Raw genomic sequence first — 13,214 nt, 5'->3', positions numbered from 1 at the left:
CTGCCTCAGTGCCTGGCCTACCTTTACGGCGCGCTTCGCGTACTGCCCTGGTACGCGGAGCATCCCGCAACTAGCTGAGTTTTTATGAACGTAGGAGATAGAGTACGGCTGCTCACGGGCACCGAGGAAGGCATCGTTACGCGGCTGCTCGACAGCGAGCTAGTCGAAGTAGCCATCGACAACGACTTCACCATTCCGGTGCTGCGCCGCGAGCTGGTGCTCGTTGCCGCTGAAGAAGGCCAGGCCTTCCGTCGCCCTGCCCCCGAGCCCGCCCGCCCTGCTACTGGCAGCAAGAAAAACAAGCCCACCGGCGGCCAGCCCAAGGCCCTGCGCCCCGGCAGCCCCCCGGCAGCAGCCACCGCTAGCCCCTCTGGCCGCCCGCAGCCGGCCGGCCCCAGCGCGGCCATGCCGCCGCGCCCGGCTGCCCCCACGCCCCCACCACCCGCCGCCAAAGGGCTGTACCTGGCGCTGGTGCACCAGGCCCCCGAGCTGCTCGCCCTGCACTTAGTCAATAATACCGAGGCGGAGGTGGTGTTTACCTACGGCGAAGAGCGCCAGACCAAGTACCGCGCCCTGGCTACCGGCCAGCTCAAGGCCAAGGCCGCCAGCGCCCCGCTAGCCCACCTGCACCTCAAAGATTTCGAGCAATGGCCCGCAGTAGTGTTTCAGCTGCTAAGCTTTAAGCTGAACAGCGACACGGCCTACGGCCTGCTTACCAAGCGCCAGTCGTTCAAGGCCAGCACCTTTTACACGAGCCGCCGCCCGGCGCCGGTTATCGGCAAAGAAGCTTACCTGTTTCAGCTCGACGAGCGCCCGGCGCCCGCCCTCAATCCCGAGAAGCTGGCCCAGGCCGAAGCTGCGCTGGAAGCGGCCGCTAGCCCCGCCCCGGCCCTCGATTCTAAGCAGGCCTCGGCACTACAACAGGCCCTGGCCGGCGACAAGCCCGCGCCGGTGCCCGCCGCCATTGCCCCCGCCCCGCCCAAGCCCGCGGCGGCCCTAGTGGCCCCACCCCACGAGTTTGATTTGCATATCGAAAAGCTGCGCCCTGAAGGCGCCGAGGGCCTCAGCAATACCGCCCTGCTGCGCCTGCAGCTCGATGCCTTCGAGGATGCGCTGAGCCGGGCCCTAGCCACCAACATGCATGAAATCATCTTCATCCACGGCGCCGGCAACGGCACGCTGCGCAAGGAGATTCACCGCCAGCTGAGCCGCAACAAAGACATTAAGTTTTTTGAGGAGGCCCAGAAAGAGAAGTTTGGCTACGGTGCTACGCTGGTGCGTCTGAAGTAGTTAGCGTGGCTGCGCTTGGCTAGCCCCGTAAATCCTGGGGCGCCTCCCCACCATTTTCAGGCGCAGCCATGCATACTGCGACGCTTCTAAGTCTGTTTTGTTCCAGCGGTCGGTCAAGAAAACGAACTCGCTAGGGTGGCCGGGCACGGGCAGCACAAACGTACCCTGGCCTCCAAAGGTGGAGGCAGCACCAGGCCCCACGCAGGGGTTACCGTGCTGCCTCCACTCGCCCAGGGGGGTTTTGGCTACCGCGTAGGTGGCGGCATTGGGCGCCCAGCCCGTACAGCCCGAGGTTAGCAGGTAGTAAAGGCCGCGGTATTTGAAAAGGGCCGGCGCTTCGCGCGATTGGTTGACTAATATCTGCTTTTCCTGGGTAGTAGGCGCCAGGTAGTCGTCGGTGAGCAGCACCATGTGCATGGTCGCATTGCTCTCTGAAGCAAAAATCAGGTAGGCGCGGCCGTCATCGTCTTTAAAAAGGGTGAGGTCGCGCACCATCTGGCCATTGGGCTGCACACTGCCTTGGTACTGAAAAGGACCCGTAGGGCTCGTGCTGGTAGCCACCCCGGCCTGCGAATAGCCATATGTTTCCGAATCGACGTGCAGCCACATCACAAACAACTTAGTGCGGTCGTTGTAGATAACCTTGGGCCGCTCGATGACCTTGCTCACATGCAAGTCGTGGTGCGGGTCGGTAGTGTTGGGGGCTAGCGCCACGCCTTCCTTGTGCCAGTTCAGCAGGTCGTGCGAGGAGTAGCAAGCTACCCCACCCGCCGGCACCCGGTAGCATTCCCACCCCTGCCCCGGCACCAGTTCCGTTTTGCCTGCTTTCAGCTCACCGTAGAGATAGTAGGCATTTTGATGCGCCACGATGCCGGCGCCGTGCGCGTTGATGGGCTGCCCATCCGTATCCAGCCAGGGCACTGCTTGGTGATAGAGCTTTTGCGGCGGGTGGGCCGTGGCGGGGGCTGCCTGCATGGGGTGGTGGACTAAGCTGGCAACGAAACCCATCAAGCTAATGAATACCATACCTCTACTTTTTAGTAATAGCCATCAACTTAGGCCGGCGCTATCCTATAGCATCGGCATCTGATTAAGCAGGTAATAGACAGGAAAGTTACTAGCACATCGCGTGCTTTGCTTGTCTATGTTTCCCTTCTAACCCATTTTTTATGTACGACCTCATCGGCGACATTCACGGCCATGCCGACGAACTGCGCGCCCTGCTAGCCCACCTCGGCTACCAGCCCGACGCGGCGGGCGTGCCGCGCCACCCGAGCGGCCGGCAGGTCATTTTCCTGGGCGACTACATCGACCGTGGTCCCAAAATCCGCGAAACCTTGCAGCTGGTGCGCGGCATGGTGGAGGGCGGCGCGGCGCTGGCCATTCTGGGCAACCACGAGTACAATGCCTTGGCGTTTTGGCAGTTTCATCCGAATGGCGGCCACCTGCGGCCCCATAAGCCGCAGCACATTTTGCAGCATATCGAAACTATCAAGGAGTTTCGTACGCACGAGTTGTTCGCTGAGTGGTTAGATTACCTCGAGTGGTTTATGACCCTGCCGCTGGCCCTGGAGCTGCCCGGCCTGCGCGCCGTGCACGCCTGTTGGGAGCCCGGCCAGCTAGCCTACCTACGCCAACAGCTGCCGGACCTGCGCCTGACCCGCGATTTTCTACTGCGTGCCAGCCGCCGCGGCAGCCCCGAGTTTACGGCCGCCGAAATCGTGCTCAAGGGCCGCGAGGACAAGCTGCCCGGCGGCCTCACGTTTGCCGATAAAGACGGGCACCGCCGCAGCCGCATGCGCCTGCGCTGGTGGCAAAACCCCGCCACGGCCCCTAGCTACGCCGACTACTACCTCGAAGACCTGGCCGAGCTGCGCGGGCAGCCTGTCGATTTTTCACACCTCGACCCGAGCTATTATCAGGACGAGACGCCCGTATTTTTTGGCCACTACTGGCTGCGCGGCACGCCCCAGATTTTGCAGCCCCACGCCGTGTGCCTCGACTACAGCGTAGCTAGGGGCGGCCAGCTCATCGGCTACCGCTGGGATGGCGAGCAAACCCTCAGCGCCGATAAACTGGTGTGGGTGCCCTAGCTTTTACTTTTTTTATGACACATTCCACTCCTGCTTTCCAGCCCGCCGCTAGCCTCGCTTGGGAAGAAACCGGCCCCGGCGTGCGCCGCACGTTGGTGGCATATAACGACGACCTGATGCTGGTGAAAGTCGAGTTTGAGGCCGGCGCCGTGGGCGCGCTGCACCAGCATGTGCACAGCCAGATTAGCTACGTCGAACGCGGCGAGTTTGAGGTGACCGTGGGCAACGAGGTGCGCGTGCTGCGCGCCGGCGACACTTTCTACGCTGCGCCCAACGTGCCGCACGGCGTGGTAGCCCGCCAGGCGGGCGTCCTGCTCGACTCATTTAGCCCGCTGCGGCTCGATTTTCTGCCCGCTGCCCCCTAGCGTCGTACCTTTGCCGGTGCAGTGAGCCACCCCACCGCCGCGCCCAACGCAAATGCGGGCGGGGAGGAAAGTCCGGGCTACGCAGGGCGCCCTGCTTCCTAACGGGAAGGACTGGCCAATCGGGCCAGGACAGCCAGTGCCACAGAAAATAACCGCCATTGGGCAATGGATGAATGAGTGAAGGAGTGAATGAGTAAATAGTTTGACAAAACCACCTCATTCACTCCTTTACCCATTCGCCCATTCACTCATTGGTAAGGGTGAAAAGGTGCGGTAAGAGCGCACCAGCGGCTGGGTGACCATGCCGGCTGGGTAAACCTCAGGGGTTGCAAGACCAAATAAGCAGACACGTCGCTAGCCCCTCCGGGGCCGGCGGCACCGGGCGGCCCGCCCGGGTTTGCGGGTAGGTCGCTGGAGCCCACGGGCGACCGTGGGCCTAGATAAATGGTGGGGCCACCGCCAGGGGAAACTCTGTAGGGTGGACAGAACCCGGCTTATCGGCTCATTGCGTAATTTCGGCGGCTGCTTTCGCGAGAAGGCAGCCGCTTTTTTTCATATAAAATCGTTTGTCATTGCGAGCGCAGCGCGGCAATCGCCCTAGAACGAGTCGTTCGGATGTCGTTCGGGGGCAATTGCTTCGCAGGCTCGCACTGACAATTTGATTCTACTCCTCGCCTCATGCCTCGCATTCTCATCATCGACGACGAAAAAGCTATCCGCCACACGCTCAAGGAAATCCTGGAGTTTGAGGATTACAAGGTAGACCAGGCCGAGGATGGCCCGGCGGGGCTCGACCTGCTCATTCAGCAGAAGTACGACGTGGTGCTCTGCGACGTGAAAATGCCCAAGATGGATGGCCTCGAAGTGCTGGAGCGTGCCCGCACGCTAGCCCCCGACGCGGCCTTCATTATGGTCTCGGCCCACGGCAACATCGAAACCGCCGTGGATGCCACCAAAAAAGGCGCCTTCGACTTCCTGCCCAAGCCGCCCGACCTCAACCGCCTGCTCGTGACCGTGCGTAATGCACTGGATAAGAGCAAGCTCGTGACCGAAACCAAAACCCTCAAGAAAAAGCTGGCCGTGAGCACCGGCAAGGGCTCCGAGATGATTGGCACCTCGGCCGCGCTAGGGGCCGTGCGCAAGGCGATTGAGAAGGTAGCCCCCACCGATGCGCGCGTGCTCATCACCGGCCCCAACGGCGCCGGTAAGGAAATGGTAGCGCGCCAGCTACACCAGCTCAGCCCCCGCGCCAACGGCCCCCTAGTGGAAGTGAACTGCGCGGCCATTCCTTCCGAGCTAATTGAAAGCGAGCTTTTCGGCCACGAAAAAGGCTCGTTTACCTCGGCCGTGAAACAGCGCATCGGCAAGTTTGAGCAGGCCGACGGCGGCACGCTTTTCCTGGATGAAATCGGCGATATGAGCCTCTCGGCCCAGGCCAAGGTGCTGCGCGCTTTGCAGGAAAACAAGATTACCCGCGTGGGCGGTGAGAAAGAGATTTCGGTGAACGTGCGCGTGCTGGCCGCCACCAATAAGGACCTGCTGCAGGAAATCGCCGACAAGAACTTCCGCGAGGACCTCTACCATCGCCTCTCGGTTATTCTTATCCAGGTGCCGGCCCTAAACGACCGCCGCGACGACATTCCCGACCTAGTACAGAAATTCCTGCAAGACATTGCGGCCGACTACGGCAACAAGCCCAAGAACATATCGGCTAGCGCCCTACGATACTTGCAAGGCCTCGACTGGCGCGGCAACATCCGCGAGCTGCGCAACGTGGTCGAGCGCCTCGTCATCATGAGCGACGCGACCATTGAAGAAGCTGATGCGAAGGCGTTTGCGGGGAAATAGCCAGCTAGGGCCGCTTTGCTAAACAGCCGCGCCAGCTTCGTTATGAGGCTGGCGCGGTTGTTTTATTCTCAACTCATTTCTTCATATAAGCCCGATAACTAGACTCAATATCAGTAACATCTGCTTCTATTGGTTTAGCTCGCCCATTGAACAGGATTATTCCCCAATCGAAAGGGGTAAGCGATACTGTAAAGTAGTGCCCAGTCGAACTCTTAAAAATTATGACTCCATGCGCGGGCTTTTCAATTTGTCTTACTTTGACTGAGTCTAAAAAATACAGCGAAATGCCCATGTAATACTGGTTATCAGCTACCACTGTATTGTAATCTTCTTCCGAACCTTGCTTTTTCATTAAAGCTATTTTTCTGTTATCAGGCCGCACAATCACCGCGCAACGACCTTCTAACACGGTAGCGCGCTCGCTGAGCTTTGGCGTGGCCTTAGCAGCAAGCTTCTGCGCCGACACATGATGGAAAGTTAGCATCATTACCACTGAACCTAAGGTCAGCAAGCGCATTAGCATAGTTCTTTTAAGGGCTTATTTCTTAGCAGGACACTGCCTCTTCTACACCAGCTGGCTGCACCCGCGAATATCCGAATTGTCCATGCGCCCGAGCACCTCAAACGAGCCGTCAGGGTGCATGCGTGCTAGGTCCTTCGTTTCGATGAAAGCACAGCTGTCTACGTTGGCCAGGTCGATGACGTTGATGGCGCCGTCGGGCCGGTTTTCGGCGATGGAGAAGGGGTCGGCGGGGTCGCGCAGCAGCACCCGTAGCTGCGGCGGGCTGTAGAAACGGCCGTGGCCGGGCGAGTAGGCTTGGCTCAGCAGCTCGGTCATACCATATTCAGAGTGCAGGGGCGCGGGGCCGAAGGCTGCCTGCAATTCCTGGTGCAGCTCTTCGCGAATCATCTCGCGGCGCCGGCCCTTCATGCCGCCGGTTTCGAGCACGGTCAGGTTTTGCAGCTCGGACGCGGGGCCGACCTCGGCGGCCAGGTCGAGCAGGGCGTAAGTGACGCCGAACAGCATGACGCGGCGGCCCCGCTGGGCTTTGGCCTCGGCTAGGGCCCGCAGCAGGCCGGCATGGTCGCGCAGGAAAAACGCTTCCTGGCTCTGGCCCGAGCGCTGAGCAAAATCGGCCACCATGGCCACCAGCGACGACTCGCCCTGCTCGAGGTAAGAGGGCAGTAGGGCCAGAAAAATCCAGTTGGTGAGCGGCCCGTAGGCGGCCTCGAAGATGGCGGCGGCATTGGCCCGGTACAGGGCGGGGTCGCGCACGAGGTGGCGGCTGCGCTGCGCCAGCGTGGTGCCGCTGCTCCTGAACACTTCCTGCGGCTGCCACTGGCTAGGGTCGGTGCGCACGTCGTGGGTCTTGAAGAACTCGATGGGCAGAAACGGGATGTCCACCATGCGCTGCACGCTGGCCGGGTCGCGCCCCAGGCTGGCCAGGTAGGCGTGGTAGGGCGGGCAATGCGCTGCCTGATAGCGAAACAGTTGCAAGGCCATCGCCTCGAAGGCGCTGGGGGGCAAGTGGGTGAGCGTTTGGTAATCAGTACCCAGAAAAGTGGCGCGGAAACTCATAACAGGTGGCAAGGGTTAGGCACAAAAGCGAGCCGGGCTGGCCGGCTGCTTACATTTACGCCAGCACAACAAACCAAGGGCCTGCACGTTGGAAACACGGGCCAAAATGGGCTGCGGCGGGCATTCTTTTACAGCGTTTGCGTATGATTTCGTTTCGACTAGCTTTTTCTATTGGCAGCCTGGGCCTGCTGGCCGCCAGCCTCAGCTCGTGCCTGAAGGCGCCGGAATACCCCGTTACGCCGTCCATCAGCTACAACAATATTCAGGTTATTCGCATCCCGCCCAAGCAGGCGGGCGGCCAGCCGCTCGACTCTATCCGCATGACCATCAACTACCAGGATGGCGACGGTGACCTGGGCCTGACATCGGACGAGCGCAAAAACCCGCCCTTCGACTTTCAAAAAGGCACGAATAAGTTTTATTATAACTTCTTTATCGAGCCCTTCGTGCGCAACACCGCCACTGGCCGGTACGAGTCGCTGGTGTCGAAAGGCTTGCTTACGCCCGGGGCTTACAACGGTGCGTTTCCGCACCCCACTACTACCACTGACAACACGGCCGCGCCCATTAAAGGCACTATTACCTACGCACCCCTGGCCTTTGGCCTCGGCGACATTTTTCAGCCCCGCGATAGTGTGCGCTTTGAAATCACCATTGCCGACCGCGCGCTGCACGTAAGCAACACCATCACGACGCGCAGCGTCTACATTACACCTCGCTAGGGCTTTACTAGCCAGCTACCTAACGAAAAGCGTCCCCGCTGCCAGGCAAGCAGCGGGGACGCTTTTCGTTAATAAATAGCCGGAAACTTGGCCGGGTCAGTTTCGCGCAGCAGCTCGTAGGCCGCGTCGAACACGTCTTCGGCGTTGGGCTTCGAGAAATAGTCGCCATCCGAGCCGTAGGGCGGGCGGTGGGCCTGGGCTGCGATGCAGCGCGGGGCCGAATCGAGTAGCTGGTAGGCCTGCTGGCCGTCGAGCACCTGCTGCATCATGTAGGCTGTGGCGCCGCCGGGCACGTCCTCATCGGCGAAGATGACGCGGCCGGTTTTGCGCAGGCTGTCGGCAATGAGCTGGTCGGTATCGAAGGGCAGCAGCGTCTGCACATCAATTACTTCTGCAGAAATACCCACCTCGGCTAGCTGCTTGGCGGCATCCAGGACGATGCGGCACATCGAGCCGTAGGTGACGATAGTGAGGTCTTCGCCCTGGCGCAGCACCTCGGGGCGGCCTAGCGGCAGCGTAAACTCGCCGATGTTGGCCGGCAGCTTTTCCTTGAGGCGGTAGCCGTTGAGGCACTCAATCACGATGGCCGGCTCGTCGCTGCGCAGCAGCGTATTATAAAAGCCTGCTGCCTGGGTCATGTCGCGCGGCACGCACAGATGCATGCCCCGAATGGCCCCCAGTATCATCTGAATGGGCGAGCCCGAGTGCCAGATGCCCTCCAGCCGGTGCCCACGCGTGCGCACGATGAGTGGGGCCTTCTGCCCACCCTTGGTGCGGTACTGCAGGCAGGCCACGTCGTCGCTCAGAATCTGGATGGCATAGAGCAGGTAGTCAAGGTATTGTATTTCAGTGATGGGCCGCAGGCCGCGCAGCGCGGCGCCTATCCCCTGCCCCACAATGGTGCACTCCCGGATGCCGGTATCGGTCACGCGCAGCGCGCCAAATTTCTCCTGCAAGCCGGCAAAGGCCTGGTTTACATCGCCGATGTGACCCACGTCCTCGCCGATGGCGAAGATGCGCGGGTCGCGCTCGAAGTTGGCCGTGAAGCAGGCTTGCAGCACCTCGCGGCCATCCACTAGGGGGGCGTCGGGGGCAAATTGCACGGGTACCTCCTCGATGTTGCCAATTGCCTCGTCGCTTTGGCTGAAGAGGTAGGAGTTGTAGCGGTCAGCGTTTTCAGCTTCGCACTGCTCGAGCAGGCGCTGGGCGGCGCGGCGGCCGGCGCTAGGCCTGGCGCCGCGCACCAGGCGCAGGGCTTTGCGCAGGGTCCGTACAATGTCGGCCCGAATGGGCGTCACATTGGTTTTCAGGCCATTGACCAGCTCGGCCAACCCACTTTCTTCGCCGGCCTCGGCCACCATTTTAGTGAGCACTTCGAGCGCCTCTTCGCGCTCCTGCTGAATGGGGTCGAAGAAGGCCGACCACGCCGTGGTGCGCGCCTGCTTGATGGTAGCAGCGGCCGTTTTCTCAATCTGGGCCAGCTCGTCTTCGCTGGCTAGGCCCTCGGTGAGCAGGTAGTCGCGAAACTTGGTGAGGCAGTCGTGCTGCTCTTCCCAGCTTAGGCGGGCCTTGGGCTTGTAGCGCTCGTGCGAGCCGCTGGTGCTGTGGCCCTGCGGCTGGGTCACCTCCGTGACGTGGATGAGCACCGGCACGTGCTGCGCACGGCACACGGCCGTGGCGCGCTGGTACGTATCTACGAGGCTAGGGTAGTCCCAGCCGCGCACCACAAAAATCTCGAATCCCTCCTGGCCTTCGCCTTCGCGCTGAAAGCCCGCCAGGATAGCCGATATACTCTGCTTGGTAGTCTGATACTCAGCCGGCACCGATATGCCGTAGTGGTCGTCCCACACCGACATCAGCATGGGCACCTGGAGCACGCCGGCCGCATTGATGGCCTCAAAGAACACCCCTTCCGAGGTGCTGGCGTTGCCGATGGTGCCGAAGGCTACCTCGTTGCCATTCACCGAAAAGTCGGTAAACTGGTGCAGCTCGGGGTTTTGGCGGTAGAGCTTGCTGGCGTAGGCTAGCCCCACCAGGCGCGGCATCTGGCCGCCGGTGGGCGAGATGTCGGCCGATGAGTTCTTGGTCGAAGTCTGGGGCTTGAACTTGCCATCATCGTCGAGCAGGCGGGTGCCGAAGTGGCCGTTCATGGCGCGGCCGGCGGTGCTAGGGTCGGCTTCGGGGTCGGGGTTGGCGTAGAGCTGGGCAAAATACTGCTGCCAGGTAAGCTCGCCGATGGCCACCATAAAGGTTTGGTCGCGGTAGTAGCCCGAGCGGAAATCACCGTTCTGGAAGGCCCTAGCCATGGCGAGTTGGGGTAGCTCTTTGCCGTCGCCGAAAATGCCAAATTTGGCCTTGCCCATAAATACCTCGCGGCGGCCGGCCAGCGAGGCGTGGCGGCTCTCCCAACCCAAGCGGTAGTCGTCGAGCAGCTCAGCTTTGGTAAGGGACAGGTGCACCGGGGCTTCAGCCGGGGCTAGCAGCGCGTCAGACATAAGAATAACGAATGGAATGGGGGTGGGAAGGGGAAGTGCGGGGCTGCAAATTTACGAAATAGCCCGGGGGCCGGCCGTATATTTGCCTATGGCCCCGGGTAGCCAGGGTTAAGTAATTGTTAGTCTAGCACATTCGCCTGGCTTACGCCTGGCATTCTTCTCCTTATGCGCCTCTTTTCTACGCTTGTTTTGTGCGTGCTGGCCCTGGCCGCTCGCGCCCAGGGCGTGCTCACCTTCGAGAGCACCGACCACGACTTTGGCAAGGTGCCCGAGGGCACGATGGCCACTTATGAGTTTCGCTTCAAAAACACCGGTAATCAGCCTATCGTCATTGCCAATGCACAGGCTAGCTGCGGCTGCACCACCCCCGAGTGGACCAAGGCGCCGGTAATGCCCGGCAAGTCGGGCATTATCAAGGCCGTGTATAATAGTGCCGGCCGCCCCGGCGTGTTTGCCAAGACGGTGACCGTAATGAGCAATGCCTCAGAGCCCAGCAAAGTACTCAGCCTCAAGGGCAGCGTGCTGACCAAAGAAGAGCTGCGGGCTACGCTTACGCCGGCGCAACTTGCCGCCTCGCCGCGGCTGGTGCTCGAGCGGCCGGGCTACGACTTTGGCCGTGTGGAGGCGGGCCAGCAGTCGGTGGCGCGCATTGGCGTGCGCAACACCGGGCCTAAGGACCTGGTGCTGACTACTGTTTCGTCGCCGTGCTACTGCGTGGGCTACCGCTCGGCGCCGGCACCCATCAAGCCCGGCCAGAGCGCCGTGATTGAGCTGGTATACGCGCAGCGCGCCGTTGGGCCAGCTACCGAAGTAGTCACGCTCGACTCGAATGACATGCACGGCGATACCAAGCTGACGCTCAAAGCCAATGTAGTGAAAGACCTGGCACCCACCAGCCTGGTTAAGGAAAGTAGTTCGTCGGTGCCGTTTAAGTAGGCTAGCTATTCGAAATCAACGTAAAGCTCTGCCAAACCGGCAGGGCTTTTTTCTGGCTTTATTGTTGATTAATGTAGGTACATTATTCCACGTATAACCGTTACTTCTCCCTGTCATGAATCCTACAACTTCTGCCCCTAGCGCTGCTCCTTACACGGTGCCCGCCGGCACCAGCATCGGCCACATTCACCTGCAAGTCACCGACATGCAGCGGGCGCTGGCGTTTTACCGCGACCTGCTAGGCTTTGAGGTAATGCTGAATATGGGGTCGGCGGCGTTTCTATCGGCCGACGGCTATCACCACCACATCGGGCTCAATACCTGGCACAGCCAGGGCGGCAAGCCGGCCGTGCGCGAGGGCGTAGCCGGCCTTTACCACGCCGCCATCCTGTATAAAGACCGGGCGGGGCTAGCGGCCGTGGTGAAGCGGCTGCTGCAAGCCGGCTACCCGCTGCGCGGGGCCTCCGACCACGGCGTGAGCGAGGCCATTTACCTCGACGACCCCGATGGCAACGGCCTGGAGCTATACTGGGACCGCCCGCGCGAAGAGTGGCCCACCACGCCCGATGGCAAGCTGACCATGTATACCCACCCGCTCGATGTGCAGGGTCTGCTGCGCCTGGCGAACTAAAATCCGGCTGGCAGCGTAGCCGCACCTGTATCTTTACGGCACGTTTTCTCCCTACCCACTTCCCCTCCCCTGCCCCATGATTATCGGTGTTCCGAAGGAAATTAAGAATAATGAAAATCGCGTTGGCCTGACCCCGGCCGGCGTAGCTGAGCTGCGCAAACACGGCCACTCGCTGCTGGTGCAGGCGAGCGCCGGCGAAGGCTCGGGCTTTACGGATGCTGAGTACGAGCAGGCGGGCGCTAAAATGCTGCCTACCATTGCTGAGGTATACGGCCAGGCCGAGATGATTATCAAGGTAAAGGAGCCAATTGCCGAAGAGTACCCGCTCATCAAGGAAAACCAGCTGCTGTTTACCTACTTCCACTTCGCCAGCGGCGAAGAGCTGACCCACGCCATGATTGAGCGCAAGGCCATCTGCCTCGCGTATGAGACAGTGGAGCTGCCCTCGCGCGCGCTGCCGCTGCTCATTCCGATGAGCGAGGTGGCCGGCCGCATGGCCCCGCAGGAAGGCGCCAAGTACCTGGAGAAGCCGCTGAAAGGCCGCGGCATTCTGCTAGGGGGCGTGCCCGGTGTGAAGCCCGCGCACGTGCTGGTGCTGGGTGCCGGCATCGTGGGCACGCAGGCCGCTAAGGTGGCTGCCGGCCTCGGCGCGCAGGTAACCATCATGGATATCAACCTGAACCGCCTGCGCGAGCTCGACGACTTCATGCCGAAGAATGTGGTGACACAGTACTCGAACGAGTACAACATTCGCGAGGCCATCAAAACTGCCGACCTCGTGGTGGGCGCCGTGCTGATTCCGGGTGCTAAGGCCCCGCACCTCATCACCCGCGACATGCTCAAGACCATGCGCCCCGGCACGGTGCTCGTGGACGTGGCCGTGGACCAGGGCGGCTGCATCGAAACCTGCAAGCCGACTACCCACGAAAACCCGACCTTCATCATCGACGACGTAGTGCACTACTGCGTGGCCAACATGCCCGGCGCCGTGCCCTATACCAGCACGCTGGCCCTCACTAATGCCACCCTGCCCTACGCCGTGAAGCTGGCTAACCTGGGCTGGCAGGAAGCCTGCCGCCGCGACGAGGCCCTGCGCCTCGGCCTCAACGTGGTGCACGGCGAGGTTGTCTACAAAGGCGTAGCCGAAGCCTGGAACCTGCCCCTCGTAGACGTAGAATCGGTGCTGGAAGGCGCCGCCGTATAAAGCAGTAGCGCGGACTTTGTAGTCCGCGCCACCGTGAAAGCCCGTTGGATA

General features: G+C 61.3%; 12 protein-coding genes and 1 other RNA gene. 9 read left to right on the top strand and 4 right to left on the bottom strand.

From position 1 onward, the window contains the following. The first annotated feature begins 84 nt into the window (after window positions 1–84). Window positions 85–1,290, top strand: coding sequence for a Smr/MutS family protein (locus J4D99_RS14785; RefSeq protein ID WP_236018677.1), 1,206 nt, complete (start codon window positions 85–87; stop codon window positions 1,288–1,290). Here the strand turns inward: J4D99_RS14785 and J4D99_RS14780 are convergent, their stop codons facing one another. Further along, the gene (locus J4D99_RS14780; RefSeq protein ID WP_208132502.1) at window positions 1,291–2,265 is read right to left on the bottom strand and encodes a glycoside hydrolase family 43 protein; all 975 of its coding nucleotides are present in this window, start codon (window positions 2,263–2,265) and stop codon (window positions 1,291–1,293) included. Between the two features lie 194 nt (window positions 2,266–2,459). Between J4D99_RS14780 and J4D99_RS14775 the strand changes: the two genes are divergently transcribed. From J4D99_RS14775 to J4D99_RS14760, 4 genes are all read left to right on the top strand, one after another. Next, window positions 2,460–3,383, top strand: coding sequence for a metallophosphoesterase (locus tag J4D99_RS14775; protein ID WP_208132501.1), 924 nt, complete (start codon window positions 2,460–2,462; stop codon window positions 3,381–3,383). Between the two features lie 14 nt (window positions 3,384–3,397). Next, on the top strand, window positions 3,398–3,748 hold the full coding sequence (locus J4D99_RS14770) for a cupin domain-containing protein (RefSeq protein WP_208132500.1): 351 nt from the start codon (window positions 3,398–3,400) through the stop codon (window positions 3,746–3,748). A gap of 18 nt (window positions 3,749–3,766) precedes the next feature. Next, an RNA gene (gene rnpB, locus J4D99_RS14765) (RNase P RNA component class A) lies at window positions 3,767–4,261 on the top strand. A 165-nt stretch (window positions 4,262–4,426) separates the two neighbouring features. Next, window positions 4,427–5,596, top strand: coding sequence for a sigma-54-dependent transcriptional regulator (locus J4D99_RS14760; protein ID WP_208132499.1), 1,170 nt, complete (start codon window positions 4,427–4,429; stop codon window positions 5,594–5,596). 73 nt (window positions 5,597–5,669) lie between these two features. Here J4D99_RS14760 and J4D99_RS14755 read toward each other — a convergent pair whose 3' ends face one another. Both J4D99_RS14755 and J4D99_RS14750 read right to left on the bottom strand, forming a co-directional pair. Then, window positions 5,670–6,119 (bottom strand): hypothetical protein, encoded by a 450-nt coding sequence (locus tag J4D99_RS14755; RefSeq protein WP_208132498.1) that lies wholly within the window; start codon window positions 6,117–6,119, stop codon window positions 5,670–5,672. A gap of 42 nt (window positions 6,120–6,161) precedes the next feature. After that, window positions 6,162–7,175, bottom strand: coding sequence for an acyl-CoA synthetase family protein (locus tag J4D99_RS14750; protein ID WP_208132497.1), 1,014 nt, complete (start codon window positions 7,173–7,175; stop codon window positions 6,162–6,164). 143 nt (window positions 7,176–7,318) lie between these two features. On the opposite strand from J4D99_RS14750, the gene J4D99_RS14745 reads away from it, so the two are divergent. Continuing rightward, window positions 7,319–7,897 carry a hypothetical protein gene (locus J4D99_RS14745; RefSeq protein ID WP_208132496.1) on the top strand — a complete coding sequence of 193 codons (579 nt, stop codon included), beginning with the start codon at window positions 7,319–7,321 and terminating at the stop codon, window positions 7,895–7,897. Window positions 7,898–7,965: 68 nt separating this feature from the next. Here the strand turns inward: J4D99_RS14745 and J4D99_RS14740 are convergent, their stop codons facing one another. Continuing rightward, window positions 7,966–10,392 (bottom strand): alpha-ketoacid dehydrogenase subunit alpha/beta, encoded by a 2,427-nt coding sequence (locus J4D99_RS14740; protein ID WP_208132495.1) that lies wholly within the window; start codon window positions 10,390–10,392, stop codon window positions 7,966–7,968. A gap of 165 nt (window positions 10,393–10,557) precedes the next feature. On the opposite strand from J4D99_RS14740, the gene J4D99_RS14735 reads away from it, so the two are divergent. The 3 genes from J4D99_RS14735 (at window position 10,558) to ald (ending at window position 13,163) form a co-directional block, all read left to right on the top strand. Then, window positions 10,558–11,328 (top strand): DUF1573 domain-containing protein, encoded by a 771-nt coding sequence (locus tag J4D99_RS14735; protein ID WP_208132494.1) that lies wholly within the window; start codon window positions 10,558–10,560, stop codon window positions 11,326–11,328. A gap of 115 nt (window positions 11,329–11,443) precedes the next feature. Further along, complete coding sequence (locus J4D99_RS14730; protein ID WP_208132493.1) at window positions 11,444–11,959, top strand: VOC family protein; 516 nt, start codon at window positions 11,444–11,446, stop codon at window positions 11,957–11,959. Between the two features lie 76 nt (window positions 11,960–12,035). After that, the gene (gene ald / locus J4D99_RS14725; RefSeq protein ID WP_208132492.1) at window positions 12,036–13,163 is read left to right on the top strand and encodes an alanine dehydrogenase; all 1,128 of its coding nucleotides are present in this window, start codon (window positions 12,036–12,038) and stop codon (window positions 13,161–13,163) included. Window positions 13,164–13,214: the final 51 nt, after the last annotated feature.

Source organism: Hymenobacter sp. BT559 (assembly GCF_017571525.1).
Taxonomy (GTDB): domain Bacteria; phylum Bacteroidota; class Bacteroidia; order Cytophagales; family Hymenobacteraceae; genus Hymenobacter; species Hymenobacter ginsengisoli.
Note: the sequence above shows the minus strand (reverse complement) of the source record. Positions and strands in the feature narration are given on the sequence as shown.